This window comes from Collinsella aerofaciens (genome assembly GCF_015670795.1).
GTDB lineage: Bacteria > Actinomycetota > Coriobacteriia > Coriobacteriales > Coriobacteriaceae > Collinsella > Collinsella aerofaciens_Q.
This window is the reverse complement of the sequence record NZ_JADPCJ010000011.1, coordinates 34313-59139: the sequence shown is the minus strand read 5'-3', so window position 1 is coordinate 59139 and position 24827 is coordinate 34313. Positions and strand designations below refer to the sequence as shown.

At 59.5% G+C, this 24827-nt stretch carries 23 protein-coding genes and 1 riboswitch; of the genes, 11 read left to right on the top strand and 12 right to left on the bottom strand.

Annotated features, from left to right (window positions below):
* Positions 1–179: 179 nt before the first annotated feature.
* The 5 genes from I4W09_RS04930 to I4W09_RS04910 form a co-directional block, all read right to left on the bottom strand.
* Positions 180–1298, bottom strand: coding sequence for a neutral/alkaline non-lysosomal ceramidase N-terminal domain-containing protein (locus tag I4W09_RS04930; protein WP_196022222.1), 1119 nt, complete (start codon positions 1296–1298; stop codon positions 180–182).
* A gap of 18 nt (positions 1299–1316) precedes the next feature.
* Entirely contained in the window at positions 1317–2564 is a 1248-nt protein-coding gene (locus I4W09_RS04925) for a hypothetical protein (RefSeq protein ID WP_196032465.1), read from the bottom strand.
* A 26-nt stretch (positions 2565–2590) separates the two neighbouring features.
* A complete protein-coding gene (locus I4W09_RS04920) occupies positions 2591–3625 on the bottom strand; it encodes an amidohydrolase family protein (RefSeq protein ID WP_161145033.1) in 1035 nt (344 codons plus the stop codon).
* A gap of 226 nt (positions 3626–3851) precedes the next feature.
* Entirely contained in the window at positions 3852–5333 is a 1482-nt protein-coding gene (locus I4W09_RS04915; RefSeq protein WP_271756765.1) for an aminotransferase class I/II-fold pyridoxal phosphate-dependent enzyme, read from the bottom strand.
* Between the two features lie 201 nt (positions 5334–5534).
* Complete coding sequence (locus I4W09_RS04910) at positions 5535–6392, bottom strand: LysR family transcriptional regulator (RefSeq protein WP_271756764.1); 858 nt, start codon at positions 6390–6392, stop codon at positions 5535–5537.
* Between the two features lie 118 nt (positions 6393–6510).
* Between I4W09_RS04910 and I4W09_RS04905 the strand changes: the two genes are divergently transcribed.
* Entirely contained in the window at positions 6511–7422 is a 912-nt protein-coding gene (locus I4W09_RS04905; RefSeq protein WP_196032460.1) for a DMT family transporter, read from the top strand.
* A gap of 139 nt (positions 7423–7561) precedes the next feature.
* Positions 7562–9811, top strand: a complete 2250-nt coding sequence (locus I4W09_RS04900; RefSeq protein WP_196032457.1) for a KUP/HAK/KT family potassium transporter — start codon at positions 7562–7564, stop codon at positions 9809–9811.
* Positions 9812–9892: 81 nt separating this feature from the next.
* Here I4W09_RS04900 and bsh read toward each other — a convergent pair whose 3' ends face one another.
* Complete coding sequence (gene bsh, locus I4W09_RS04895; RefSeq protein ID WP_138341130.1) at positions 9893–10858, bottom strand: choloylglycine hydrolase; 966 nt, start codon at positions 10856–10858, stop codon at positions 9893–9895.
* Between the two features lie 244 nt (positions 10859–11102).
* Positions 11103–11522, bottom strand: coding sequence for a peptide deformylase (locus tag I4W09_RS04890; protein WP_161115313.1), 420 nt, complete (start codon positions 11520–11522; stop codon positions 11103–11105).
* A 193-nt stretch (positions 11523–11715) separates the two neighbouring features.
* On the opposite strand from I4W09_RS04890, the gene I4W09_RS04885 reads away from it, so the two are divergent.
* Positions 11716–13026 (top strand): NCS2 family permease, encoded by a 1311-nt coding sequence (locus I4W09_RS04885; protein WP_022094378.1) that lies wholly within the window; start codon positions 11716–11718, stop codon positions 13024–13026.
* Between the two features lie 137 nt (positions 13027–13163).
* On the top strand, positions 13164–13829 hold the full coding sequence (locus tag I4W09_RS04880; protein WP_161155187.1) for an alpha/beta hydrolase: 666 nt from the start codon (positions 13164–13166) through the stop codon (positions 13827–13829).
* 60 nt (positions 13830–13889) lie between these two features.
* On the opposite strand, the gene I4W09_RS04875 is transcribed toward I4W09_RS04880, so the two are convergent.
* The 4 genes from I4W09_RS04875 to I4W09_RS04860 all read right to left on the bottom strand — a co-directional run bounded on the left by I4W09_RS04875 (position 13890) and on the right by I4W09_RS04860 (position 18454).
* On the bottom strand, positions 13890–15224 hold the full coding sequence (locus I4W09_RS04875; RefSeq protein WP_196032454.1) for a uracil-xanthine permease family protein: 1335 nt from the start codon (positions 15222–15224) through the stop codon (positions 13890–13892).
* 125 nt (positions 15225–15349) lie between these two features.
* On the bottom strand, positions 15350–16483 hold the full coding sequence (locus I4W09_RS04870) for a 5-methyltetrahydropteroyltriglutamate--homocysteine S-methyltransferase (RefSeq protein ID WP_229077261.1): 1134 nt from the start codon (positions 16481–16483) through the stop codon (positions 15350–15352).
* Between the two features lie 155 nt (positions 16484–16638).
* The gene (locus I4W09_RS04865; RefSeq protein WP_055286633.1) at positions 16639–17535 is read right to left on the bottom strand and encodes a LysR family transcriptional regulator; all 897 of its coding nucleotides are present in this window, start codon (positions 17533–17535) and stop codon (positions 16639–16641) included.
* A gap of 10 nt (positions 17536–17545) precedes the next feature.
* Entirely contained in the window at positions 17546–18454 is a 909-nt protein-coding gene (locus I4W09_RS04860) for an HAD-IIB family hydrolase (protein WP_196032451.1), read from the bottom strand.
* Between the two features lie 93 nt (positions 18455–18547).
* A riboswitch (TPP riboswitch) is annotated at positions 18548–18658 on the top strand.
* A 51-nt stretch (positions 18659–18709) separates the two neighbouring features.
* Between I4W09_RS04860 and thiM the strand changes: the two genes are divergently transcribed.
* The 3 genes from thiM to I4W09_RS04845 are packed head-to-tail and all read left to right on the top strand — an operon-like array spanning position 18710 to position 20586.
* Positions 18710–19549, top strand: coding sequence for a hydroxyethylthiazole kinase (gene thiM, locus I4W09_RS04855; protein ID WP_271741844.1), 840 nt, complete (start codon positions 18710–18712; stop codon positions 19547–19549).
* A gap of 3 nt (positions 19550–19552) precedes the next feature.
* Positions 19553–19894, top strand: a complete 342-nt coding sequence (locus I4W09_RS04850; RefSeq protein WP_006234516.1) for a thiamine-binding protein — start codon at positions 19553–19555, stop codon at positions 19892–19894.
* Positions 19891–20586 carry a thiamine phosphate synthase gene (locus tag I4W09_RS04845; RefSeq protein WP_196032448.1) on the top strand — a complete coding sequence of 232 codons (696 nt, stop codon included), beginning with the start codon at positions 19891–19893 and terminating at the stop codon, positions 20584–20586. Before I4W09_RS04850 ends, I4W09_RS04845 begins: the two co-directional genes overlap by 4 nt.
* 112 nt (positions 20587–20698) lie before the next feature.
* Here I4W09_RS04845 and I4W09_RS04840 read toward each other — a convergent pair whose 3' ends face one another.
* Positions 20699–21568 (bottom strand): patatin-like phospholipase family protein, encoded by an 870-nt coding sequence (locus I4W09_RS04840; protein ID WP_196032445.1) that lies wholly within the window; start codon positions 21566–21568, stop codon positions 20699–20701.
* 128 nt (positions 21569–21696) lie between these two features.
* Between I4W09_RS04840 and I4W09_RS04835 the strand changes: the two genes are divergently transcribed.
* The 4 genes from I4W09_RS04835 to I4W09_RS04820 all read left to right on the top strand — a co-directional run bounded on the left by I4W09_RS04835 (position 21697) and on the right by I4W09_RS04820 (position 24745).
* Complete coding sequence (locus tag I4W09_RS04835; RefSeq protein ID WP_196032443.1) at positions 21697–21993, top strand: EAL domain-containing protein; 297 nt, start codon at positions 21697–21699, stop codon at positions 21991–21993.
* A gap of 128 nt (positions 21994–22121) precedes the next feature.
* Positions 22122–23651 (top strand): diguanylate cyclase domain-containing protein, encoded by a 1530-nt coding sequence (locus I4W09_RS04830; protein ID WP_196032441.1) that lies wholly within the window; start codon positions 22122–22124, stop codon positions 23649–23651.
* A gap of 111 nt (positions 23652–23762) precedes the next feature.
* The gene (locus I4W09_RS04825; protein WP_196032439.1) at positions 23763–24386 is read left to right on the top strand and encodes a flavodoxin family protein; all 624 of its coding nucleotides are present in this window, start codon (positions 23763–23765) and stop codon (positions 24384–24386) included.
* 17 nt (positions 24387–24403) lie between these two features.
* The gene (locus I4W09_RS04820; protein ID WP_055252194.1) at positions 24404–24745 is read left to right on the top strand and encodes an arsenate reductase family protein; all 342 of its coding nucleotides are present in this window, start codon (positions 24404–24406) and stop codon (positions 24743–24745) included.
* Positions 24746–24827 lie beyond the last annotated feature (82 nt).

The window sequence follows — 24827 nt, the reverse complement described above, 5'->3', positions numbered from 1 at the left end:
TCTGAGCGGGGTATAGCATCGATTTCATGCCTCCGTAGTCGACGTGGGAGGGCAAGGAACCCGCTTCCCCCTTTGAAATCCGCGGACGCACGTACGCCCGGGATGCGAAACGGCAGAGAAGATGGAAGATGCCGATCACATGGCGGCGAGCCTCATTGGCCCATGTCACGCAATCAGGTCTACAAACGCGAATCTGCTGCGCCGAGAAGTCTCGTCGTCTGGCAGAACTTGTCACACAGACGTTCCGGTTCGCCCTGGGGAATCTGAGTACGCTCGGTCTCAAAGGAGAGGCCGTACTCGCGTGCCGGAAGGAAATACTCGAAATAGCCGTTGGTGTAACCACAAACTATTCCCTCGACCGGGCATTCGCGCTTCATGCGAATACCCAAGTCGCTGCCGAGCTCACTCGGGAACACAAAGAGATGCAGGCCGCCCAAACTGATGACGGCACACTTAAGCGTGAGCGAAAAGTCGTCATGGGCAACGGTGTGATAGAACGTCTGAGGCTCGATGCGGTCGAGAACGACCTCGCGATCGAGCTTGATCTGGGAAATCGCCTCGGCAAGACCGGTCGAAACGCGCTCGACCTCGGGAATGCCGCGTCCCTGGCGAAAATTGCGGTCGCTACAGTCGCCAGCAGCACCGACGACCATGGCCGGATAGTAACCAAGACTCTGAGCGAGCTTTTTGCCGGTAAGACCGGCGAGTTCGCTCGTGAGCTCCGTGCAGTCGGGTCCGACGCAAGCGGAATGCACCGCCCAGTTCACAAAGCCCGCAAATGGCTTGCCTTCGGTATCGAAGAACGATACGACAATGACCTCATTGTCGGCGAGTTCACCTGGGATGATGCGGTTGTCGTAGAAACCGGTGATGACCTGCTTGCCCAAGCGACAAATCGCGGGCTGTGCGTTGGCGCGGCACTCCTCAAAGCATTGGCAAATGGTATCGAGGAACCAGCGGTAGTAGTTCTCGTCGAATTTTCCCGTCCACCAGCTGCGGTGGTAAGCGACGATTGAAGTATGGTCGTGCGTCGCCGAGAGCAAAACGCAGTCACGGTCGATTCCATAGCGCTCGGCGAGCATTGTCTTGACTTCCTCGGCCATGCTTTCCTCGAACTCGAGGACATCGGCATTAAAAAGAAACACTTCACGTTCGCCTTGCTGGAAGAGGATGGCGTTGGCGAAGACGTCATCATGGACGCCCGTCGCAGGTTCAAGACGGTTGGGAAGATTGCGGTAGCCAATCAGGTAGATGTCGCCCTGTGGGGTAATTTTGCGGCGCGCGTGTCCAATGTTCATGCACGTTCTCCTTCTGTGTCACGCCGCATTCAAGGCGGCAATGATGATTTCGACGAGGCGCTCATGGGATCCGGCGGCAAAACCGGAGTTCATAGCCTCATAGGTGATTTTTTCGTACGCGTCGGGAGCCGGTAGGTACTTCTGTCCGCCGTTGACGAGCGTGGCAAAGAACACAGAGCCGGACCGGGCGGCGCGCACAGTGGCGCCGAATGCACTCGAGACCTCGGGTTGTACGCCGACAAGCTCGACGTTTCCCAGCCGGAGCAGATAGACCCTCGTGCGCTGCTCGCCAGCGGCATGAAACTCATACGTTCGGTGCGGAGCCAAAGAGTGAAAATCGGCGCGTGTCTGAGCGGGCAGGAGAACGTCGACCGTGCGGGCATCAATGCCGGTAGCGTCATCCTCACGCGCCATGCGAGCGGCTTCGATCAAAGCATTGCCCAAGGCCTGCCCCTGCTGGTGCAGCATGCGGTATCCGTCCTCATGGGCATCGACCGTCTGCTTAACGCCGGCCGCATCGAACATGACGTTCATGGCGCGCTCCGCCGGACCTTGGTCGCCCGCGGCGCCTGGCAGCAACAGGGCAACGCCGCCCAGCTCGCGCTCGAGTGACATGGCGGCAAAACCAAAGAGGTCTCCGCTCGCCATGCGCCTCCCCTCGGAGTCGCGCGACCCGTCGAGCACGGAGGACTGAACGTCCGCCGTCGCGAGCACGGCAACATACTCGCCCCCGGCATCCCTTATGGCGAGTACGGGCATCGTGTGGTCGGCAAACCCCCTGGGATTCGAGCCCAACCACCAGCCGGCAGGCGTCTCAATGTCGCGATTAACGTTCACGGGGCATTCGCCCTCCACAGTGGCGAGCGTGGCAGAGTGAATGCCCGCAACAGCGCGCTCGACAGCCGTGCGGGCGGCAGCGACGAGCGCTGCGCGATAGCGCTCGTTGCAATTGCGGGTAGCATCGTCGGCAAGATGCCCGGAAGTGCGGACGTGAGGCATGGAAAACGTGTGGGTAGGAACCACCCAAGAATAAGCACCGCTGCAATTGGCGGCATCCTCAACAACCTCACGCAGATCGGCGAGTAGAGCCGGAGCGATCGAGGTGACCTCAAGCGAAAGGACGCAGGCGCGTCGCCCCGTCCCCTCGATGATAAGGGCACGGGCGAAGACCTCATGACGGAGTTCGTCGAAACCGTCGAACGGCAACACGTTCCCAAGATCGATGGCCACACGAGCGGCCCCAGCCCTCATCTCTCCTTCGCCCATGGCAGATACTCCCCTCTGATTGCCGCTCACTCGACACCGTACAGTTGCTGCGCCGTACCGCCAAGCACAAGGTCGCTGTCTGTATCGCTCAGATTTGCAGCGCGAACGCAGGCGACACCCTCGGTGAGCCACTCGCGTTTGACGGGATAGCTCGTGCCAAAAACAATATGGTCTGCACCCAGCACGTCAACCGCGCAGGCGAGGAGTGTCTTGCCCCAAGGCTGGGCATGGGACATGTCGAAATAGATGTTGTTCTCGAGGTGCCTGGAAACGGTCTCGGTATCGACCTGAAAACGGCCAGAAGCATCAGGGCGCTTGGGACCATGAGGCAGCAGCATCTCCTTGAACGCAAAGTATGCGCCGCCGAGCATGGAGTGGACCATCTTGATATTGGGATAGCGCTCAAAGAAATCACCAAAGATCTCTCGGCCGATCGCCGTAGTTTGGTCGACGCAGCGGCCATAAGAGCGGCGAAGGTTGTCGTACGCGAGAAGCGACTCGTTCTCGACCGGCACGGGAACATGGTGCACGTAAACGGTGACATGGCGTTCGTTCAGGTGCTCGAAAAAGCTCGAGAAGACCTGGTCGTCGAGATAGCGCTTGCCGTAGTGAGCGCAGAGCTGCACGCCCGCAAAACCATCGTCGAGCCTGCGGTCGAGCTCCTCCAAATTCGCTTTGGTGCCAAAGGGCGGCACGGCGACAAGCGGAATCAGACGGCCATTTGACGCCTTCGCGTCAGCAGCCATACCGTCGTTGAAACGCCGGCACATCTCGAGCGACATCCACTCGTGGCAGCCGGGGAGCTTGAGGATCGCCTTGTCGACCCCCGCCTCATCCATATCGGCCAAGCGCTTCTCGAGGGTGTAGTCGCCCTCAATGTAGTTAAGACCCGGAGAACCGGCGGGCATCTCGATCACGATCTGTCGTTTGCCGGCGGAATTCATGGTCAGATAGCCTTCGGTGTCATAGGCGCGGGGTACCTCGGCCAAAAACTGTTCGCAGAGCGTCTCGTCATGAAAGATGTGCTCGTCGAACCAGTAGGAATTTGCATCGATAATCATTGGTTGGAACCGCCTTTCATCTTGTTGAAAACATTCTAGAAAAGCAGGTACCCGGACATCAATTCCAGCTTAAGCCCACTGTATTCCATTTTGGAATATAACTTACCGCTCACACGCGAACCTCGCCCGCTCAACGAGACAAGTGCTAACAGCACGGGCTTAGACAGAAAACGGTCGGCCCGCATCCGTTGCGGGCCGACCGTTTCATTACAGGCTACCTTTGCCGTTACGCCTGGCGGTAATGATCGAAGAAGTCGGCGAGGTCTTCGAGCGACTCTTTGAGCACTTCCATGCGCGGCAGGTACACGATGCGGAAGTGGTCGGGCTCGGCCCAGTTAAAGCCGCCGCCGCGCGTGATCAGGATTTTCTTCTCGTGCAGCAGGTCGAGGGCGAACTGCTCGTCATCGGTGATGTTGAACTTCTTCACATCCATCTTGGGGAAGATGTAGAACGCCGCGCGCGGCTTAACCACCGAGATGCCGTCAATCTTGTTGAGCGCCTCATACACAAAGTTGCGCTGCTCGTAGACACGGCCGCCGGGACGGATGTAGTCGTTAACGGACTGATGACCACCGAGTGCCGTCTGAACGATCGACTGAGCCGGCACGTTGGAGCACAGGCGCATGTTGGAGAGCATGTTGATACCCATGATGAAGTCGCTCATGCAGCGCTGGTTGCCCGAAAGCACCATCCAGCCAATACGATAGCCCGCAATCATGTGCGACTTGGAAAGGCCACTAAAGGTGACGCAGGGCAGGTCGGGGGCGAGCGAGGCAATCGAGACGTGCTCGTAGCCGTCCATGCACAGGCGGTCGTAGATCTCATCGGCAAAGATCATCAGCTGATGCCTGCGTGCAACCTCGACGATGCCCTCGAGCACCTCGCGCGGATAGACGGAACCCGTGGGGTTGTTGGGGTTGATGATGACGAGGGCCTTGGTCGCGCTCGTGATCTTGGACTCCATATCCTCCAGGTCGGGATACCAATCCGCTTGCTCATCGCACAGATAGTGTACGGGATGACCGCCGGCAAGGGTTGCGCACGCCGTCCAGAGCGGATAGTCGGGGCTGGGGATCAGAATCTCGTCGCCATTGTCGAGCAGCGCGTTCATCGAAAGCTGAATGAGCTCGGACACGCCGTTGCCCGTGTAGATATGCTCCATCTGAACGTTGGGCAGGCCCTTGATCTGCGAATACTGCATAATCGCCTTGCGCGCGGAGAACAGGCCACGCGAGTTGGAATAGCCTTCGCAGTCGGGCAGCTGCTGGCGCATGTCCTTGATGACCTCATCGGGCGTGCGGAAACCGAAGGGCGCCGGGTTACCGATATTGAGCTTGAGGATGCGCTCGCCCTCGTCCTCCATACGGGCGGCCTCGTCGACGACGGGACCGCGCACGTCATACAGGACGTTATCGAGCTTGGTGGACTTAGAAAAAGTACGCATGGTGGTGCTCCTTGCAATTTGAGCTGAGGGATGGGGTTCGGGCTTGGAATCGTTGCGGGGTGATGATGCCTCGCCTTGATCGGCGTCGCCGGCAAGCAGCCAGGTAACATCGACCTCCAAAATACGGGCGAGCAGCTCAGCCACATCGCGCCGCGGGGTCGTCTTGCCGCTCACATATTGGCTCATCTGACTCTTGCCGAGTTTTTTGCCGAGCATCTCCGATGCGCGGATCACGTCCGACTGGCGAACGTCGCGATCGGACATAGTCTGTCGCAGGCGATCGCTAAACGTCTCTTGGGCCACTAGAACCTCCTTGCTGGCAAAGTTCAATTTATAGAATACGAATTGAACCAAGGTTCAATTTAGGCAGCAGTATAACGCGGCACCTCATTCGAAAGTTCAATTTCATAAGAAAATGCACCGGACTCTGAGATTTGCCCAAAGTGGGCAATGACGCGCACACGTTTAGAGGTATTCGAGGAAACGGGCGGCGGCAAGCGAAACATCGGCCGTTCGATATATCGCATTGATCTTCCGATGAGGATGTCCCTCGAGCGGACGCACGGCAACATCGAACTGACAGCGACGCAAGATGAGCGCGGGAAGAATGCTAACGCCCAGGCCGTCCTCGACCATAGCCATAATCGCATAGTCATCCCAAGTCGACAGCTTAGAGCGCACCGCCAGGCCCGCGCGGCGAAACAGCGGCGTAATCTCGTCGTCGCTACCGCGTTCCAGCAGGATAAACTGCTCGTTGGCCAAATCGGCAAGGGAAACGACCTCCGCGGTGGCAAGCGAGGAGTCCGCTGGCACCACGGCCATCAGCTCGTCTTGCACCAACGGTCGCGACGCCATGCCGGCGCCGCGTGGCTCGCGCGGAATAAAGCCCAGGTCGCAGCGACCTTCCGCCACCCATTGTTCAATCTCTGAGTAATCGCCCATCAGCAACTCATAATCGACGTCCGGATGATCGGCGCGAAAGCGCGCGATCACCGGCGGCAGCACGTGGGTCGCCACGCTCGAAAACGTACCGATGCAGATTTTGCCGCGCATGAGCCCGCGCATCTCATCCACCCGTCGCTGCAAGCGAGTGAATTCCTCGCATAACGCCTCGACTGCCGGCATGACCTGCCGCCCGTCGGCAGAAAGCACCACGCCCTCGCGACTTCTATCGAGCACTTTAAAGCCCCAGTCGGCCTCGAGATCGGCCACCATACGGCTCACGCCCGACTGCGAATAGCTCAGGCGCTCGGCAGCACGCGTAAAGCTTCCGGCGCGCACCGTCTCCAGCAGCACCTGCATCTTTTGAATATTCGTTTCCACGGCACCCCTCCACCTTTGCATGAGTTTTTGTCATGTTATCTATGCATTATATTCGCTTTTCTTCTAAAGCCAGTTCGCCCATAGTGAACATGCTCGGATATAGAGGGGATGGAAGCGCATGAACAACGGGCTGTTTACGTACTTAGCAGCATTGCTATTGTTTGGCTCCAACGGCATCATCGCCTCTGCCATCGCGTTGCCGAGCTCCGATATCGTGCTACTGCGCACGTTTTTGGGCACCCTCTCGCTTGTCACCATTCTCGCCATCACCCAACGCCATAAGTTGCAGGCGCCATCTCGCCTCCGCGAAGCCGCAGCACTCCTTCTCTCGGGAGCCGCGCTGGGCGCCAGCTGGATTTTTCTGTTCCGCGCCTACCAGACGATCGGCGTCGGCGTATCCTCGCTGCTGTACTACTGTGGCCCCATCATCGTTATGGCGCTCTCCCCACTCATCTTTGGTGAAAAACTGACCGGCGGCAAAATCGCCGGGTTTATCGCCGTCGCCTGCGGTGCTTTTCTCATTGCAGCACAAGGTCTAGGCGGCAATATGCCCATTGCGGGTATTGTCTGCGGTATCGCCTCGGCATTTTGCTATGCGCTGATGGTCATCGCTAGCAAGGGTGCGCCACACATCGAAGGCCTCGAGAACTCCACGCTCCAGGTGAGCGCCGCCTTTGTGACCGCGCTGGTCCTCACGCTCATCACGCAGGGCGCCCCCTCATTCCTGTCCGCCGGCGTCGCCGCCAGTATTGATTGGCGCGCCGTCGTCATGCTCAGCGTCATCAACACCGGCATCGGTTGCCTGCTCTACTTTAGCGCCGTCGCCAAGCTGCCCGTCCAGACCGTCGCGGTCGTCGGCTACCTCGAGCCGCTTTCGGCCGTCGTGTTCTCGGCCGTCCTTTTGGGCGAAGCCATAACACCGGTCCGCCTGATGGGTGCCGCGCTTATCATCGGCGGCGCGATTTTTTGCGAACTCGCCGGCAAACGCGCAAACGCCAAGGCTGGCATCGCCCAGACAGTACGTGCTTAAAAGCCCCTGCTTTGAAATGCTACCTGCGTAGATAAATAATCCCCAGCTGAGGATTATTGTCTAAAATAACCCGATGTGCCAAACTGCTCTTGTATGTATAAAGACGGCATAAAGTTTTTTGTCCTAGACAGATAACCGGATGTCTAAGGGAGTCCTCGTGGCACACAATAAACTGGAGGCAAACCTCCAAGACCAGCGCGGGCAAGGCGGGCACGGAGCCATCCCCCTCTCCGCTGGCATGCTGCTCGTAACGCTCGGCGTCGTCTATGGCGACATCGGCACGAGCCCCATGTACACCATGAAATCAATCGTCGCCAACAACGGCGGCATCGGTACCGTCAGCGAGGACATGATCCTGGGCGCGCTTTCGCTCGTCATCTGGACCATGACGCTCGTGACCACGGTCAAGTACGTAGTAATCGCCATGAAGGCCGACAACCACAACGAAGGCGGCATCTTCGCCCTGTTCAGCCTCGTACGCAAGGTGGCACCATGGCTGATTCTGCCCGCCATGATCGGCGGTGCGGCACTGCTTGCCGACGGCATCCTCACCCCCGCCGTCACGGTCACCACAGCCATCGAGGGTCTGCGCACCATCGAATGGGGCCATGCGCTGCTGGGCGACGGCCAGACCAACGTCATCATCATCACAATCATCATTATCTGCGGCCTATTTGCCATGCAGCGCGCCGGCACCTCGTCAATCGGCAAGCTCTTCGGCCCGCTCATGACGCTGTGGTTCCTGTTCCTGGCAGGCGCCGGTCTGTTCAACATGCTCGGCAACCTGTCCATCTTGCGCGCGCTCAACCCCATCCGCGGCATTATGTTCCTGTTCTCGCCCATCAACCATTCGGGCATTATGGTGCTCGGCTTTGTCTTCCTGTCGACAACCGGTGCCGAGGCACTCTACTCGGACATGGGCCACGTGGGCAAGGCAAACATCTATGCATCCTGGCCATTTGTTAAGGCGGCCCTTATCCTCAACTATCTGGGTCAGGGAGCTTGGCTACTCGCCAATAACTCCAACCCCCAGATGCTCGCGATGGATATCGTTAACCCGTTCTATATGATGCTTCCCGAGCCCCTGCGCCCCTTTGCCATTGTGCTTTCGGCCGTGGCGGCCATCATCGCCTCGCAGGCGCTCATCACCGGCTCGTTCTCGCTGGTATCCGAGGCAACGCGCCTCAACCTTATGCCGCACCTGCGCATCCACTACCCCAGCGACACCAAGGGTCAGCTCTATATTCCGCTCGTCAACAACATCATGTGGGTCGGCTGCATCTTCATCGTGCTGCTGTTCCAGAACTCCGAGCGCATGGAAAGCGCCTATGGCCTCGCCATCACCGTGACCATGCTCATGACCACCACGCTGCTGACGAGCTATATCGCCGGCATCCTCAAGCACAAGCTGGGCGCCTGCATCTTTGCCCTGCTCTTTGGTGCCATTGAGTTGTGCTTCTTCGCTTCGTGCCTCACCATGTTCTTTGACGGCGGCTACGTCATGATCTTCCTGGCCGCACTGCTGTTCGGCCTTATGTATGTGTGGCGTCGCGGCACTGCCATCGAGCGCACGCAGACGATTCTGCTGCCCGTCTCCAAGTACATCGACCAGCTCAACCGCCTGCGCAATGACGAGACCTACCCCGTGCTCGCCGACAATCTGGTGTTCCTCACCAACAGCCCCGACCCGCTCACGCTCGACCGCGACGTGCTCTATTCCATCTTGGACAAGCATCCCAAGCGCGCCAAGGCATATTGGTTCATCAACGTACACGTTACCGACGAGCCCTATACGCACGAGTATTCCGTTGAGACCTTTGGCACAGACTTCCTGTTCCGCGTGCGCTTGGACCTGGGCTTTAAGGTCAATCAGCGCATCAACGCCTACCTGCGCCAGATCGTTGGCGACCTGATGGCCTCGGGTGAGTTGCCGCCGCAGCACCACACCTACTCCATCTACGAGACGCGCGGCAACGTGGGCGACTTCCGTTTTTGCATGCTGCGCAAGATGCTTGCCCCCGAAACGGACATCAACCGCAATGACCACCGCGTGATGGCCATCAAGTACGCCGTCCGCCGCGCTTGCGGAAGCCCGGCGCGCTGGTACGGTCTCGAGAACTCTGCCATCATCATCGAGTACGTGCCGCTGTTTGCCCGCATGCGCCCGGCCGTTAAGCTCGTGCGCACCCAGGTGCCGCTCGAGGTTCAGATTGAAGAGGCCGAGGAAATGGAAGTCGACATCTTCTCGGACGACTTGGTCAACGGCAACGAGGCCGGTAGGGACATGAACGTCGATCCCACCGAGCTGCTCGAGAGCGTCGCCGATACGCCCGAGCAACAGCAACTCGACGGACTCGAGAGCACCCAGCTCAACGACGCCAACTTCTAACACGCCACCAGCCATTGACGACAACGGCTCCGCATCTCATAAAAGGTGCGGAGCCGTTTTATGTCGCAACGGACCGGTGAGCTACGAACGACGCGGCTCGGGAACCACGAGCCTATCGGGGCTCGCGCCCTCGGCATCCATCAGGCTCACGTAGCGAATCGACGGATCCCCATACATCGCGTAGTAATAATTGCCCGTGCGCGCGCTAAAGCATCCGGTGTAGATAGTCTTCTCGAACTTGCCATCGCCCATCCTGGACGCTCCCTCGATCATCACCACGCCCTCGAGCGAGCGGAACATGCGAACGACGTTTTCGGTCTCGCTCTCCTTTTGCGGGTAATTGGCATTGAGGTACGCCGCCTTTACAAAACGGCTCGGCGAATAGCAATCGCCCGGAATGCCGCGCATGCCGGCACCGGCTCCATAGGGCTTAAGCTCGGCGCCACGCCATGTCGCTGTCTGCGGAAAATCGCTTGTGGCGGTGATATAGGTGCGCAGGTTTTCCATGTGCCACGGGAAGGTCGGCTGGTTGGCAAGGGTGTCGACCGGATCGTCGTATACATGCAGGCCGTCAGCCATCATCTCGACCACGATGCTGCGCTGGCTGTCGCCGATAATCCAATGGAGCAGCGACACGCCCAGCCCCTCTCCGGCAGATTTGGCGACAATCACCGTGTCGCGCAGCGCGGCCTCGACCTCATCAACCGTCGAGAACGTCGCTGCCACCCACAGGGGAAACTCATAGGCCGCGATATTGGTCTTGCCGTCGACAGGGTCCTCGGCATACTCGGCATAACCCGGGAAATTGAGACCCGCCACGGCGAGGCCCGCATCGTTGCCGCAATCGAAGAACATAGGGTAGTTCTTGTAATCGATGCACATACCGATCACCGCGTGCGCCGCTGTCGCGTCGTCGATAAACGAATACGGAATGTGAAACCCGCGCGGCATCACGCGAACCTGTTGGCCGTAGTCAAAGCTCCAGTCGAGATTGCGGCCCAGATACATGTGGCCAGAATTATCGGTAAATCGAATACTCGTACACATAGCGCCTCCTAGCTTTACGTTCTTGCTAATTTCATTGTCTCCAAACAAAAAGGCGCTAAACACAAAAGCCCGGACATGACAACAATGTCATGCCCGGGCTATTCAAGCAGGATAAACTCAACCAAGTTAACCCCGCAGGTCGTCTAAGGGGTCAAAGTGCCGCAGATTGCCACGAAAGAGGAGCGAAGCGTGCTTAAGGTACGCGAGCGACGATTGAGCGGCAAGGTGCGGTGCTTTGGTCCCCTTAGACCAACTTTCCAAGACAGTGATCGATCATATGCTGGATCATCTGCGCCTCAAAGCCCGCGTAGTCGCGGCGGCACTCCTTCATCTTGCCGTCGACAATCTGATCAAAGGCAACCTTGCACTTGATATAGCGCGTGGACTTGGTGACCCCCTCGTGCGTCAGGCAGCTCTCCTCCATCTTGCTGGCGCCCAGGCCAAACACCAGACGGGGGTTGTAGAGCACGTGGGGCTCGCCGGCATCGTCCAGGTAGACGCAAACCTTCTTGGTAACGCCAATCTGGTTAGCGGCAAGGCAGCCGGCATCGTCGAGCGACTTGATGGTATCGATCAGATCCTGAGCAACCGACTCGTCCTCGACGGTCGCAACCTCGCAACGCTGGGACAGGATAGCCTCGTCGTGGCAAAGCTCTTTAATCATACGTTCCTCCATAGGGGTCGTTGTAACCGCTTAAGTATACGGTACCCACACATTTTCATGCGAAAAATACCGTCCGTCTGCTACAAAGCGCCGAACATCAACATGCGAGGAACAACAGCGTCGTAAAGGGGCTATAGTGGGAGCGTTCGTGTCAATCGGCCTAAACTCGGGGCCGAACAAGGAAAGGGTATGCATGGACGAACTTTTTCACGTCAGTGAGCGCAAGTCCACAATCGGGACCGAACTTCGCGCTGGACTGACAACATTCCTGGCGATGGCCTACATCATCGCCGTCAACCCCGCGGTGCTCTCGGGCGCTGGCATCGATGCGGGAGCGCTCGCCTGCGCCACCTGCCTGGGCGCCGGCATCATGACCATCTGCATGGGCATCTTCGCCAACCGCCCGCTCGCCTGCGCGTCGGGCTTAGGCGTCAACGCGATGATCGCTGGAATCACCACCACCGTCTGCGGCGGTGACTGGCACGTGGCCATGAGCGTCATCTTCCTTGAGGGCGTCGTCATCTTGCTGCTCGTGCTTTGTGGCCTGCGCGAGGCCATCATGGACGCCATCCCGGTTGTCCTGCGTCACGCCATCTCGGTGGGTCTGGGCCTGTTCATCGCCATGATTGGCCTGTGCGATGCCGGCATTATCACCGCTGGCGCCGGTACACTCGTCGGTCTGGGCGACATCACCTCCCCCACCTTCATCGTCGGCATCATCTCCATCCTGGTGACGGTCGCCCTCGCCTGCCGCAACGTCCCCGGCTCGCTGCTCATCGGCATCGTCGTCGCCGTCATCGCCGGTATCCCCCTAGGTGTGACCCAGGCTCCGACCGGCATCATCGCCCCGCTCGACTTCTCGAGCATCGGTGGCCCTATCGCCGACGCCGGCGGCGTGCCCGCCATCGTCAAGGTCCTTACCGACCCCGCGCTCCTCGTCATCTCGTTCTCGCTGCTCATGAGTGACTTCTTCGACACCATGGGCACCGCGATGGCCGTGGCCAAGCAGGGCGAGTTCCTCACCGACGACGGCAACGTCGAGAATATCAAGGAGATCTTGATCGTCGACTCCGCCGCCGCTGCTGTGGGCGGTTTCATGGGCGTCTCCTCCATCACCACCTTCGTCGAGTCCACCTCTGGCGCTGCCGACGGTGGCCGCACGGGTCTCACCTCCGTCACCACCGGCGTGCTGTTCATTCTCGCCGCGTTCTTCTCCCCCATCGTCACCATCGTTTCCAGCGCCGCCACCTGCGGTGCTCTGGTCTACGTCGGCTACCTCATGATGAGCGAGGCCTCCGAGATCGACTGGTCCGACGTGTCGCAGGGTTTCCCGGCGTTCATGATTGTCGCCGGCGTGCCCTTCACCTACTCCATCTCTGCCGGCATTGGCCTGGGCTTTATCGCCTACGTGGTCGTCGCGCTCTTTAAGGGCGAGGCCTCCAAGATCAAGCCGCTCATGTGGATCGCAGCCCTCGCCTTCCTCGTCTACTTCTTCGTGGCGTAACGGCATAGTCTGCTAAAGCAAAACAACAAGGCGCGGAATCGCATCGAGCGGCTCCGCGCCTTTCTTTTAGCGTCTGCCCCCGTGTCAGCGTGCGACAATTGAGGCTGTCAATATCACAACACCGAGAGAAGCCTGCCTTGGAAGCGCATCATAAGCAGATAACCGTTTATTCAGAGTGTGCGGAAGGCGCGCCCGTCATCTATCTCCCCGTGATTATGGGCAACGGTAGTGAAGTCTACGAGCGCTGCCGAGAGCTCGACTGCCCGCTGTTCACCCTTGTCGCCATTGGAGGACTCGATTGGAATCGCGAGCTGAGCCCCTGGGAATGCGACGGAACTATACGAGATGCCGAGCCCTTTGGCGGACAGGCTGCTGGTTTTCTTGACGAGTTGTTGAAGCAGATAATCCCCCAGGCCGAATCATCGCTCCCGCAACCGCCCGCCTGGCGCGGCGTTGCCGGCTACTCGTTGGCGGGTCTTTTTGCACTGTGGGCACTTTGGCAAACAGATGTCTTTGAGCGCGTGGCGAGTGCATCGGGGTCGCTGTGGTTCCCCGGCTTTATCGACTACGCGCGCGAGCGCACGATGACGGCTACGCCCGACGCCGCCTATCTGTCGCTCGGTAAAAAGGAAACCAAGACGCCCAACCGCATGATGCGGCACGTACTCGACGATACGCGCGCGATGGAAAAGCTGTTTATCGAGCGCGACATCCCAACAACGCTGGAGCTCAACCCCGGCAATCATTTTGCCCAAACTGACCTGCGCATGGCGCGCGGCATCCACTGGATACTGACGCATTAAAAATGGCGTCCACGCGCACATACGCATGGACGCCATTTTTAATTTGGCTGAACGCAGCTACTATTCAGTAGTCTCCTCAAGCTCGGAAGTATCGAACTCAAAGTCATTACCGGGCAGGATGGCGTTGAGCACAATGCCCACCAGCGAGCCCACGGCAAGGCCCGAAAGCGAAATCGTCACGCCGCCCAGCTCCAGCACGATGGCACCGGCGGTACTGTAGGCAATGCCGAGCGAAAGCACGAGCACCAAAGCCGCAACCAGCACATTGCGGTTGTTCTGGAAATCAACCTGGTTTTCGATAAGGTTGCGAACGCCCACGGCACTGATCATGCCGTAGAGCACGAGCGACACGCCGCCGATTACACACGCCGGCATGGCGGCGATCACGGCAGCAAACTTGGGGCAGAACGAAAGCACGATGGCGCAGCAGGCGGCAATGCGAATCACGCGCGGGTCGAACACGCGCGTCAGGGCAAGCACGCCAGTGTTCTCGCCATACGTCGTATTGGCGGGGGCGCCAAAGAGCGATGCCAAGATGGTCGCCAGGCCATCGCCGAGCAGGGTACGGTGCAGACCGGGATCGGCAATGTAATTGCGTTCGCAGGTAGAGCCAATGGCGGAGATATCGCCAATGTGCTCAATCATGGTCGCAAAGGCCAGCGGCATGATGGTGATGATGGCCGTCGTGGCAAGACCGCTATCGAGCCGCGGTCCAAAGAGCGCAAACACGGTGTTGTCCCACACGACGGGCAAGCCAACCCAGGGGGCGGCTGCGACGCCAGAGAAGTCGACCTCACCCAACGCGGCCGCAACGGCATAGCTCACCACGACGCCCAGCAGAATCGGCACGATCTTAACCATGCCGCGGCCCCAAATATTGCAGATGACGATCACGGCCACAGCGACAACGGCAACAAGCCAGTTGGTCTGGCAGTTGGCGATAGCAGAGCTTGCCAAGATCAGGCCGATGGAAATGACGATGGGGCCGGTCACCACCGGCGGGAAGAAGTGCATGACACGCTTGGCGCCAAATGCGCGGAACAGCGCTGCCAGCACCGGATAGAGCAGGCCGGCGCAGACAACGCCCAGGCAAGCGTAGGGCAAAAGCTCGGCCTCGCCGTTGGGCGCAACGGCGGCATAACCCGCGATAAAGGCAAACGACGAGCCCAGGAACGCGGGCACCTTACCGCGCGATAGAAAATGAAACAGCAGCGTGCCGATGCCGGCGAACAGAAGCGTCGTCGAAACGGAAAGGCCGGTGAGCACGGGCACGAGCACCGTGGCTCCGAACATCGCAAACATGTGTTGCAAACCCAACACAAACATGCGCGGGCGGCCGAGCGACGATGCATCGTAGATGGCATCGGTGACGGCGGGCGTCGAAGACCGGGACATGAGAGTCCTTTCAAAAAATGGAAGGGCGATCAGGCATATCGGATAACCTGCCCGAACGATACGATCCGAACCATTGTACGCGATACGCAATGCCTCGCACGCGCCGCCACCTGCAAACGCTAGCGTTACTTCCAAACGCGCTCGGCAATGCGCTTGACCAGCGCGATCTTCGCCCATTGCTCGTCCTCGGTCAGCTTGTTGCCAATCTCGCAGCTGGCAAAGCCGCACTGGGGCGACAGGTACAGATTCTCGAGCGGCACGTACTTAGCGGCTTCGCGGATGCGCTCGACGATAACATCCTCGTTCTCGAGCTCTGCCGCCTTGGTGGTTACCAAGCCCAGCACGACCTTCTTGCCGGGAGCGACGTACTTGAGTGGCTCAAAGCCGCCGGCGCGCGGCGTGTCGAACTCCAGATAGAACGCATCGACATTCTCATGTGCGAACAGATACGGAGCGATAGGGTCGTAGCCGCCTTCAAAAGCGTAGGTGGAGTGGTAGTTGCCGCGGCACACGTGCGTGTTGATGACCAAATCGTCGGGCTTGCCCTCGATGGCGGCGTTGTTGAGCGCCACGCCCAGCTCGCTTACCTTTTGCAGGTCGACCGGGCTCATGCCGGTTTTGGCGACAAAATCGGTATCGCAGTAGATGCCCCAGGTGCAGTCATCAAACTGGATGTTGCGGCAGCCTGCTGCGTACAGGTCGGCGATCACCGTGCGATAAGCGGCTGCAATGGCGTCGGCAAGTTCCTCATCGGTCTTATAGACAGCGCGCAGGCTCTCCTGCTGGCCATCGCAGCGATCGAGCGTGACCTCAGAGAACGTCTGGATCGGCGCCGGAATGGTCTGGCGTGCGACCTGGCCCTCCTCCTCAAGCGCCTTGACGAACTTAAAATGCTCGACGAACGGGTGGTTCTCGCCGCTAATGGGACCGGTAACCACGGCGGTGTCGGCCGTCGTCTCCTCGTCATGGAACATATAACCCGTGCGTGAGGTGCGGCGCTCAATGCCGTTAAGGCCCCACATAAAATCGAGGTGCCAGTAGCTGCGGCGGAACTCGCCATCGGTGATCACCTGCAGGCCGGCGGCCTTCTGCTTGGCCACCAAATCGCGAATGGCATCGTCCTCGACGGCCTTAAGGCCGGAAGCGTCGAGTTTACCCGCGACATAGGCGGCACGGGCGTCCTTTACAGCCTGCGGACGAAGAAAGCTGCCGACGATATCGGCGCGAAACGGCGCGTTCGGTTGAATCGAAGTGCTCATAGATATCTCCCTTTGCATTGGTTGCTTTACTGGGACAGAGTATGAGCGCTCATATGACCATCGTAAAATATACGTTTATAACAGTTTGATATAGATGTTTCCTATATCAGTCTGGACTGTCATAAAGAGACTTGAACCGTGCGGAGCACAGCAGCCTAGATATGCTGACGAATCGCGTCGATATAGGCCCGACCGTAGCGCGTAAGCGTCGTGTTCTTGCGCGTGATGATGCCAATCTCCATGTACTCGTCCACGTCGAGCGGAATCGAGATAATGCCGGGGCCGTTGAGCTCGTGGCTGATCACGCCCGAGCATACCGTGTAGCCGTTGAGGCCCATGGCCAAATTGAACAACGTCGCACGGTCGCGCACGCGGATATTTTTGCGACGCTCGAACGTCGAGGTCAGCTCCTCGGAATAGTAAAACGAGTTGTAGCTGCCCTGCTCGTAGGACAGGAACGGGTAGTCTTCCAGATCCTCGAGCGTCACGCTGGAGCGGTCCGCCAGCGGATGGTCGGCGCAGACGAAGACATGCGGCGTGGCGCAGAAGAGTCCTTCGAACACGAGCTCGTTGGCCACCAGCATGCGCTCGATGACCTCGCGGTTGTGCTCGGACAGATATAGGATGCCCAGCTCGCTTTTCATGTGCGCGACATCCTCGATAATCTCGTGGGTCTGTTCCTCGCGCAGGGTAAAGTCGTAGCGCGCGGCATCGAACTCGCGGATCACGTCGACAAACGCGTTGACGGCAAAGGAATAATGCTGGCAGCTCACACTAAAGTGCGGCACCTGCTCGGATGCGCCCTTGTACTTGCCCTCGAGCAGGTCGGCCTGGTCGAGTACCTGGCGCGCATAGCCCAAGAAGGTCTCGCCTTCCTCGGACACAATGACGCCCTTGTTGGTGCGCTCAAAGATGTGCACACCCATCTCGTTTTCGAGATCGCGAATCGACGCGGTAATCGAAGGCTGCGACACAAAGAGCCGGCGCGAGGCCTCGGTGATGCTGCCGCATTCGGCAACTTTGACGACATATCTGAGCTGCTGAAGCTTCATAGCGCCCTCCCTAGACGTTCGTGACGTCGAAACCCGTCGTGCTCACTTGACGCATAAACGGCGGCATCTCCCCTGTTGCCGCACAGGCAGCAATCTGATGCAGAGCCCCGGCAACTGCATCGTCTGCTGCAGCGCCGATATGCCAGCGTGCGGCAGCCGTGACGGCCTCGTTGGCATTGGCGACTGCAACGGAGTTGGGAACGGCATCGATCATGGGCAGATCGTTATCGGAATCACCGAATACGGCCACCTCGTCGAGCGTCAGGTCCAAAGCGCGCGCCAGCTCCAGCGCGGCGCAACCCTTGTCCCAACCTGCTGGAAGGATGTCGAACAGGCGCACACGATTGTTGGGAAACACGAGTGAGAGCTCCGGTACCTCAGCGGCAACGCGCTCACGTAGCTCCGCGAGCTCCTCACGCGAGCGGGCGCTCCAGATATTCGCCTTGAACACCGGCGCGTCGTCGACAACGGGATGGCACGGAGCCTCTTCGCCTTTGAGCCATGCGTTGCCGCCCGACTCCATGGCGCGACGCACGCGCTCGGGGTCGCTCGTCACGCAATAGGCATCGTTATCCCAAAAGTCGTCACCCAGGCTGTAGACCTTTAGATAGGTATCGTCGGTCTCTTGCTCCAGATAGTCGGCCAAACGCATCAGAGCATCGTTGTCGATTGCGCGCGAGGCGACTACTTCGCCGCCGACAAAAATCACCTGGCCGTTACAGAACGCGCCAGTCGAAAAACACTCGGAACGATTTTTGAACATCCAGCCCATCGCGGACGGCTGGCGACCCGAAACCGGGCCAAAGTGCAGACCCGCCGCCTGCATGGCATGAATGCCCTCAATGGCGTAGTCGCTGGCGCCGTCATGCCCGGCCGGAATCAGCGTATCGTCCATATCGGTCAGCACAAGTTTGATCATGAGGTCCCCATTCGTATCGGTCCTACCTATTGTAACGACCTGCCAAAATAAACCTGTCCCATTTTGGCAGGTGCGTTAGTATAGGGAACAACAGATTCGATGCGGGAGTGCCGGCGGTGCAAACCACAAGGCTGAGAGGGCATGGGGCCCAATCCTTTGAACCTGTCAGTTAATGCTGGCGTAGGGAGCATGCCGCCTTTACAGGGGCGCTGTCTATGCACAGCGCCCCTTTTCTATGCCAAGGAGGCATGTGCAGTGATTGATTCGGAACAGCTTAAGCAACATATGGTCAAGGCCGTGGAGGAGATTCGCGCCACCAATCCAATGGCCGGCTCCATCACCAACACGGTGACGATTGACTTTGTCGCCAACGCGCAGCTCGCCGTGGGCGGTTCGGCCGCCATGGTCTATCTGCCCGACGAGGGCGAGGCGCTCGTTGCCGGCGGCGGCGCCATCTATCTCAACATGGGCACGCTCTTCCCCATCTACGAGCAGACAATTCCCCGCGCGGCCAAGGCGGCACACGACGCCGGCAAGCCCTGGGTGCTCGATCCGGTGGGCCTGGGCATCGGTAGCCTGCGCACCCAGTTGGTAAACGAACTCAAGCAGTACAAGCCCGCCATCGTGCGCGGCAACGCCTCCGAGATCATCGCGCTCGCCGGCCTGTGGGGTCTTGAGGGCGAGGCGGCCGATCTGAGCCGCGTGCGCGGTGTCGATACCACCGACACGGTAGACGCTGCCCGCGATGCCGCCGTGGCGCTCGCCCGCTACACCGGCGGCGCCGTTGTGGTCTCGGGCGAAGTCGACCTGATTACCGATGGCACAACCGTGGCCAAGTCCCACGGCGGCAGCCCGCTCATGTCCAAGATCACCGGTTGCGGCTGCTCGCAGGGCGGCGTGCTGGCCGTGTATGCCTGCGCCGCCGACCCGTTTACGGCAGCCATCTGCGGCACCGCGGTCTACAACGTTGCCGGCACGCGTGCCGCCGCTGTCGCCGACGCCCCGGCAAGCTTTAAGGTCGCCTTTATCGACGAGCTCTACCGCGCGAGCGCCCAGGACATCGCCAACAACCAGCTCGAGCTCGAGGAGGCGTAAGCCATGTCCGAGCCCGCAACCAATGCCGGAATGAACACGCTCATCGCCGTGGCCATCGCCCCGTGCGGCACCGGCGACGAGCTGTCCGCCGAGGTCGCCGAGGTCGTGCGCGTCATACGCGAGAGCGGCCTTCCCAACCGCACCACCTCGATGTTCACCGAGATCGAGGGCGACTGGGACGAGGTCATGCAGGTCGTGCGCGACGCAACCTTTGTGTTGGCGAGCAAGGGAATCCGCACCGAAGTCGTGCTCAAAGCCGATATTCGGCCCGGATTTACCGACACCATGACCGGCAAGCTCGAGCGCATGGAAGCACAGATCAAGAAGCAGGAGGAAGCACGATGAGCATCCGCGACAACCTTGATATCTCGGCCTATCTGGTACTCGGCCCCGAAAACACCCTCGGGCGCCCCGTGGGCGATGTGGTGGCCCAGGCGCTCGACGCAGGCTTTACCTGTATCCAGGTGCGCTCCAAGGTGGCAAGCGCCCGCGAGATCATTGCACTGACCGGCGACGCCGCGCAGGCAATCGCACAGGCTGGCAAGACCGGTCAGGTCGCCCTGTTAATCGACGACCGTCTGGACTGTGTACTCGCCGCGCGCGAGCAGGGCATTGCCGTCGACGGCGTGCACGTAGGCCAGAGCGACATTCCCGTCGAGGTCTGCCGCAAGCTGCTGGGCCCCGATGCCATTGTGGGCCTTTCGGCCCGTTGCGAGGAGATGCTCGAGTACGTCAAGACCGCCGACATGAGCCTGGTCGACTACCTGGGCATCGGCCCGCTCCACGAGACCGAGACCAAGCGCGACTGCGGACGCGCGGCCGACGGCTCTATCATCACCAAGAGCTTTGAGGACCTGGCCGCACTCCACGCGGCAAGCCCCGTGCCCATCGTGGTGGGCGGCGGCGTCAAGACGGCCGACCTGCCGCAGCTCAAGGCCACCGGCGTCGACGGCTTCTTTGTGGTGAGTGCCGTCTGCAGCACCGATGACCCCTACGCCGCGGCCAAGGAGCTCGTCGACACTTGGCAGCAGGCATAGGCATAAGCCGAGCAGCTGATCCGCAGCCTCACATCTTCAGCAATGGAAAGCGCATCCCAGTTTGGACCTCCATTCCGGGATGCGCTTTCCGCCGAGATGGCGGCAGCGGCCTCTACCCTGCCAGATATGTCTCCAGTGCCGGCAAGGTCGCCTCAGCATCGCGACGACCAATCTGATAGATGCGCTCGAGCTCATCGGGCTCGCGGCACAGCGACGGCACTTTCACCGATTCGCTCGGCCGCACCACAAAGATCTCGCCGGCGGCCTCACGACGTGCCAAATCATCGAGCGTGGCATTGTAGACCTCATGCCGATGCTCAAGCGCTGCGACAAACTCCGGATAGTGACGGAACACGCGACGCAGCATAGGCATCACGCTGTTGGGCCGCTTCACAAAGCCCGCCGGCTGCGTGAGCACCACGATATTGCGGTCATACCCCTGAGCAAACAGCCATGCACTGGGAATAGAATCAGCCACGCCGCCATCCAGGTACTTGCGGCCCTCAATGGCGACAGGACGCGTCGCCACGGGAATTGCCGACGACGCCCGGATCCACTCGATATCGCGCTCGTCGCCATACGGCAGGTCGTGGTAGACGGCCTTGCCCGTCTCGATATCGGTACACACGCACGTAAATCGCATGGGGCAGGCGCGATACGCCTCCAAGTCGATGGGATCGCGCTCGATAGGCACCTCGTGATAAGCAAAGTCGGCATTGAACATATCGCCGGTTCGCAGCCAGCTGGTCACGCTCGCATAGCGCTTGTCGGCGCAATAGGCCTTGTTATAGCGAATGGCGCGGCCGATCTGGCGCGATTTAAAGTTGTAGCCAAATGCCGCGCCCGCCGAGACGCCCACCATATGGTCGCAGGTCAAACCGTGCTCCATCCAAACGTCGAGCACGCCCGCCGTATACATACCGCGGTAGCCGCCTCCCTCGAGCGCCAGCCCCACCGTGCGCGTCATATTTGACTGTGCCATGCGACCATCTCCGTTCCTGCGTTTTAAACCGGGACAAGTATACCCGTCAACATATATCGTCCCAGTCGCATTTTTATCGAACATCGCATCGTCGCGCTACCGCCTGTCGAATAATAGCCGCCCACAGCATGTGCACCCATATCCCCGCACTCGAGGAAAGCGGCTTTATGGTGACGCTCGACAAGCACATTTGGCAGATTGTGCCCACCGACCGCGATCAAGGCCGCAGCACGCAAATCATTTCATCGATGCTCGAAATGGCGCAGTCGCTCCATCTGCCCGTCGTGGTTGAAGGCGTCGAGACAAATGAGCAGGCAAACATGCTACGACAAATGGGCGCCCGCTACGCTCAGGGCTTCCTCTACTACCGTCCCATGCCGGCGAAGGATTTTGAGGCATTGCTCGATGGTGGCAATAACAACTGATACGCTCGCGCGCAAAACGCCACCGCCGAGCGGGGGGATTTGCCTCCATTAGCCAACTTATATCCCCAATTCAAACCGAATTGGGGATATGCTACAAACCGCTGTTCCGTCCAAGGAGGGTATCCATCATGAACGAGTCATATCGCCTGGGCGAGCAATCGATTATTGCCTATCTTCAGCGACTTGCGAATGGCGTCTCGACCGCCGAACTCGATGTTGCCGCGCTGCCCGCTGGGCTACGCGCCGTTGGTGAGCAGCTGCAAAAGACGCATGCCATCCTGCAACAAGAGCGCCGGCTGCTTGAGAGCAACGCCCATATCGACCCGCTCACCAACTTGGGCAACCGCAACGGATTCGACCGTCACGTCGAGCAGCTCTGGCGCAAAGGCGACCCCTTTACCTGCGCCTATATTGACATCGACCATCTCAAACATTGCAATGATAGGTTTGGCCACGCCGAAGGCAATCGCTATATTCTGAGCATCTGCCGCACGCTCTCCGAAACCATGGAGCACGATGAGATGCTGTTCCGTATCGGTGGAGACGAGTTTGTGCTCATCTCGCCCTCCGCAAACGAGGCTGAACTCGAGCAGCGCTTGGAGCAGGTACGTGCCGGGCTGATCGAGGCGAGCTCAGGCGGCAAGGCGCCCATGATCGGCAGTTTTAGCTTTGGCTGCTCGCGCGTCGATCCACTTGCCGGCGACACGCGTCGCCAGATGACGATGGATGCCGATCGCAAGATGTATCGCTATAAGCTTATGCATCGTGTGCAGCAACCGAAAGACAATGATGCGCCGCAACGCCCAATCGTCGATCAGCTTCCCTGCAACGACCGAGTGTTTCAAGCGATCTCCATGAGCTCCGAGACGCGCTATCCGTTCATCCTTAACCTCGATACGGGAGAATCGCAATGGTCGGTCAACGCCGTGCGCGATTTTGACCTGCCTTCCCAGCACCCTTTTAACTCGGTCGATATGTGGCTTGCCCGCGTTCATCCCGAGGACCGCGACAACGTACGCGCCGAGCTCGATATGGTGATAAACGGCACATGGCACTTCCACTACATGCAGTACCGCGTGATGGATGCCCCCGGAAAATACGTGCTTTGCGACTGCACGGGCTACCGCTTGGACGGCACCGATACCGAGCCCAGCATGTATGTGGGCATTATCGTCAACCGAAGCCTAGCTGATACGACCGACTCGGTAACGGGCCTGGGCGATGTCCATGCCCTGGTCAACGCCATTGGCGAAATGCGTCGCGTGGCGCGCGAGGCAGGCTTTATTGCCATTAAGGTCGACGATATCGCCGAAGTCAATGCCCGCTTTGGATTCGATGCAGGCGACCGCGTGCTCGCCGAAAGCGCCGCCTGCCTCACGGATTGCTCGCGCGGCAAGGGTCGCCTGTTCCGCTCGACGGGGCCGACATTCGTGGCGATTTTCGACGACTTTGATCCCGAAGAGACCGACTCGATCGCAGACGAAATCGAGCGGTTCCTGGGTTCCCCCGTGCTCATCGGCTCGCTTGAATATCAGCCACCCATTCGTGTGGCGACGCTTCATCTGGACGCTGTCGATCGACAGCCCGTTTCCATTTTGAACGAGCTCAAAGCGTTGCTTAAAGAGGCACCGCAAGTACCGGGCACCAAGTTGGACTAGCGTCGTGGGGCGCGATGTGAAACACAAGCCGTTTCACATCGCGCCCCACGCCATCTACCCTCTCGTGCGATAATCCTCCGCAGAAGTCACCGACAGCAGAGGGAGTTTGTGATGAAGGTTCTTTTGGTCAATGGCAGCCCCAAGGCAAACGGCAACACCGCCCGCGCACTCGCCGAGGTCGCTGAGCAACTCAATGCCGAAGGCATTGATACCGAGGTGTTTCAGCTGGGCGCCAAGCCCATTCGCGATTGCATCGGTTGCGGCCAGTGTGGCAAACTTGGCGGTCGCTGCACCTTTGACGATGACGTGGTGAACGAGCTCATCGCTGCCGCCGAGCAGGCAGACGGCTTTGTCTTCGGCTCGCCCGTCTACTATGCGCACCCCAGCGGGCGCATCCTCTCGGCCCTCGATCGCGCCTTCTATGCCGGAGGCAAAGCCTTTGCACACAAGCCGGGCGCTGCCGTCGCCGTCGCCCGTCGCGGCGGTACATCGACCACCTTCGATGTGCTCAACAAGTACTTCACCATCAACCAGATGCCCGTGGTCGCCTCCACGTACTGGAACAACGTGTTTGGCCGCGTGCCCGGCGACGCCGATGGGGATGCCGAGGGCCTTGCCACCATGCGAAACATCGGCAAAAACATGGCCTGGCTCCTGCGCTGTATCGAGGCAGGACAGGCCGCCGGCATCAACGCACCCGAGGCAGATCGCGCAACGACCAACTTCATCAGGTAGAACGGCGGAACAAATACATGAACGTGCAGATTTTTGGCACCAAGAAGTCCTTCGACACCAAGAAGGCGCAGCGTTATTTTAAGGAGCGCCGCATTAAGGTGCAGTTTATCGACCTTAAGGAAAAGGAGATGAGCAAGGGCGAGCTCACGAGCGTGATGCAAGCGGTCGGCGGCATCGACAAGCTGCTCAACCCCAAAGCCAAGGACGAGGAAACGCTCGCGCTCATCCAGCACCTTACCCCCAGTCAGCGCTTCGACAAGCTGCTCGAGAACCAGCAGGTCTTGGCCGAACCCATCGTGCGCAACGGCAAAAAGGCCACCGTCGGTTATTGCCCCGATGTATGGGGAGCCTGGGAGTAGCTTGTGTTATTTGCCGGCGCGTGGGTATAAGAGCAGGCGTTTGGCATAAGATTCAACTGTAAGCCATGTCTAACAAAGGAGG

Coding starts and splice junctions, on each gene's coding strand:
- I4W09_RS04840 (WP_196032445.1), bottom strand. CDS start 21,568: ATGGCACAGTCAAATATGACGCGCACGGTGGGGCTGGCGCTCGAGGGA.
- I4W09_RS04860 (WP_196032451.1), bottom strand. CDS start 18,454: ATGATCAAACTTGTGCTGACCGATATGGACGATACGCTGATTCCGGCC.
- I4W09_RS04925 (WP_196032465.1), bottom strand. CDS start 2,564: ATGGGCGAAGGAGAGATGAGGGCTGGGGCCGCTCGTGTGGCCATCGAT.
- I4W09_RS04865 (WP_055286633.1), bottom strand. CDS start 17,535: ATGAAGCTTCAGCAGCTCAGATATGTCGTCAAAGTTGCCGAATGCGGC.
- I4W09_RS04920 (WP_161145033.1), bottom strand. CDS start 3,625: ATGATTATCGATGCAAATTCCTACTGGTTCGACGAGCACATCTTTCAT.
- I4W09_RS04820 (WP_055252194.1), top strand. CDS start 24,404: ATGAACGTGCAGATTTTTGGCACCAAGAAGTCCTTCGACACCAAGAAG.
- bsh (WP_138341130.1), bottom strand. CDS start 10,858: ATGTGTACGAGTATTCGATTTACCGATAATTCTGGCCACATGTATCTG.
- I4W09_RS04870 (WP_229077261.1), bottom strand. CDS start 16,483: ATGAGCACTTCGATTCAACCGAACGCGCCGTTTCGCGCCGATATCGTC.
- I4W09_RS04905 (WP_196032460.1), top strand. CDS start 6,511: ATGAACAACGGGCTGTTTACGTACTTAGCAGCATTGCTATTGTTTGGC.
- I4W09_RS04930 (WP_196022222.1), bottom strand. CDS start 1,298: ATGAACATTGGACACGCGCGCCGCAAAATTACCCCACAGGGCGACATC.
- I4W09_RS04830 (WP_196032441.1), top strand. CDS start 22,122: ATGAACGAGTCATATCGCCTGGGCGAGCAATCGATTATTGCCTATCTT.
- I4W09_RS04885 (WP_022094378.1), top strand. CDS start 11,716: ATGGACGAACTTTTTCACGTCAGTGAGCGCAAGTCCACAATCGGGACC.
- I4W09_RS04900 (WP_196032457.1), top strand. CDS start 7,562: ATGTCTAAGGGAGTCCTCGTGGCACACAATAAACTGGAGGCAAACCTC.
- I4W09_RS04915 (WP_271756765.1), bottom strand. CDS start 5,333: ATGTCCGATCGCGACGTTCGCCAGTCGGACGTGATCCGCGCATCGGAG.
- I4W09_RS04850 (WP_006234516.1), top strand. CDS start 19,553: ATGTCCGAGCCCGCAACCAATGCCGGAATGAACACGCTCATCGCCGTG.
- I4W09_RS04875 (WP_196032454.1), bottom strand. CDS start 15,224: ATGTCCCGGTCTTCGACGCCCGCCGTCACCGATGCCATCTACGATGCA.
- I4W09_RS04845 (WP_196032448.1), top strand. CDS start 19,891: ATGAGCATCCGCGACAACCTTGATATCTCGGCCTATCTGGTACTCGGC.
- I4W09_RS04825 (WP_196032439.1), top strand. CDS start 23,763: ATGAAGGTTCTTTTGGTCAATGGCAGCCCCAAGGCAAACGGCAACACC.
- I4W09_RS04835 (WP_196032443.1), top strand. CDS start 21,697: ATGTGCACCCATATCCCCGCACTCGAGGAAAGCGGCTTTATGGTGACG.
- I4W09_RS04890 (WP_161115313.1), bottom strand. CDS start 11,522: ATGATTAAAGAGCTTTGCCACGACGAGGCTATCCTGTCCCAGCGTTGC.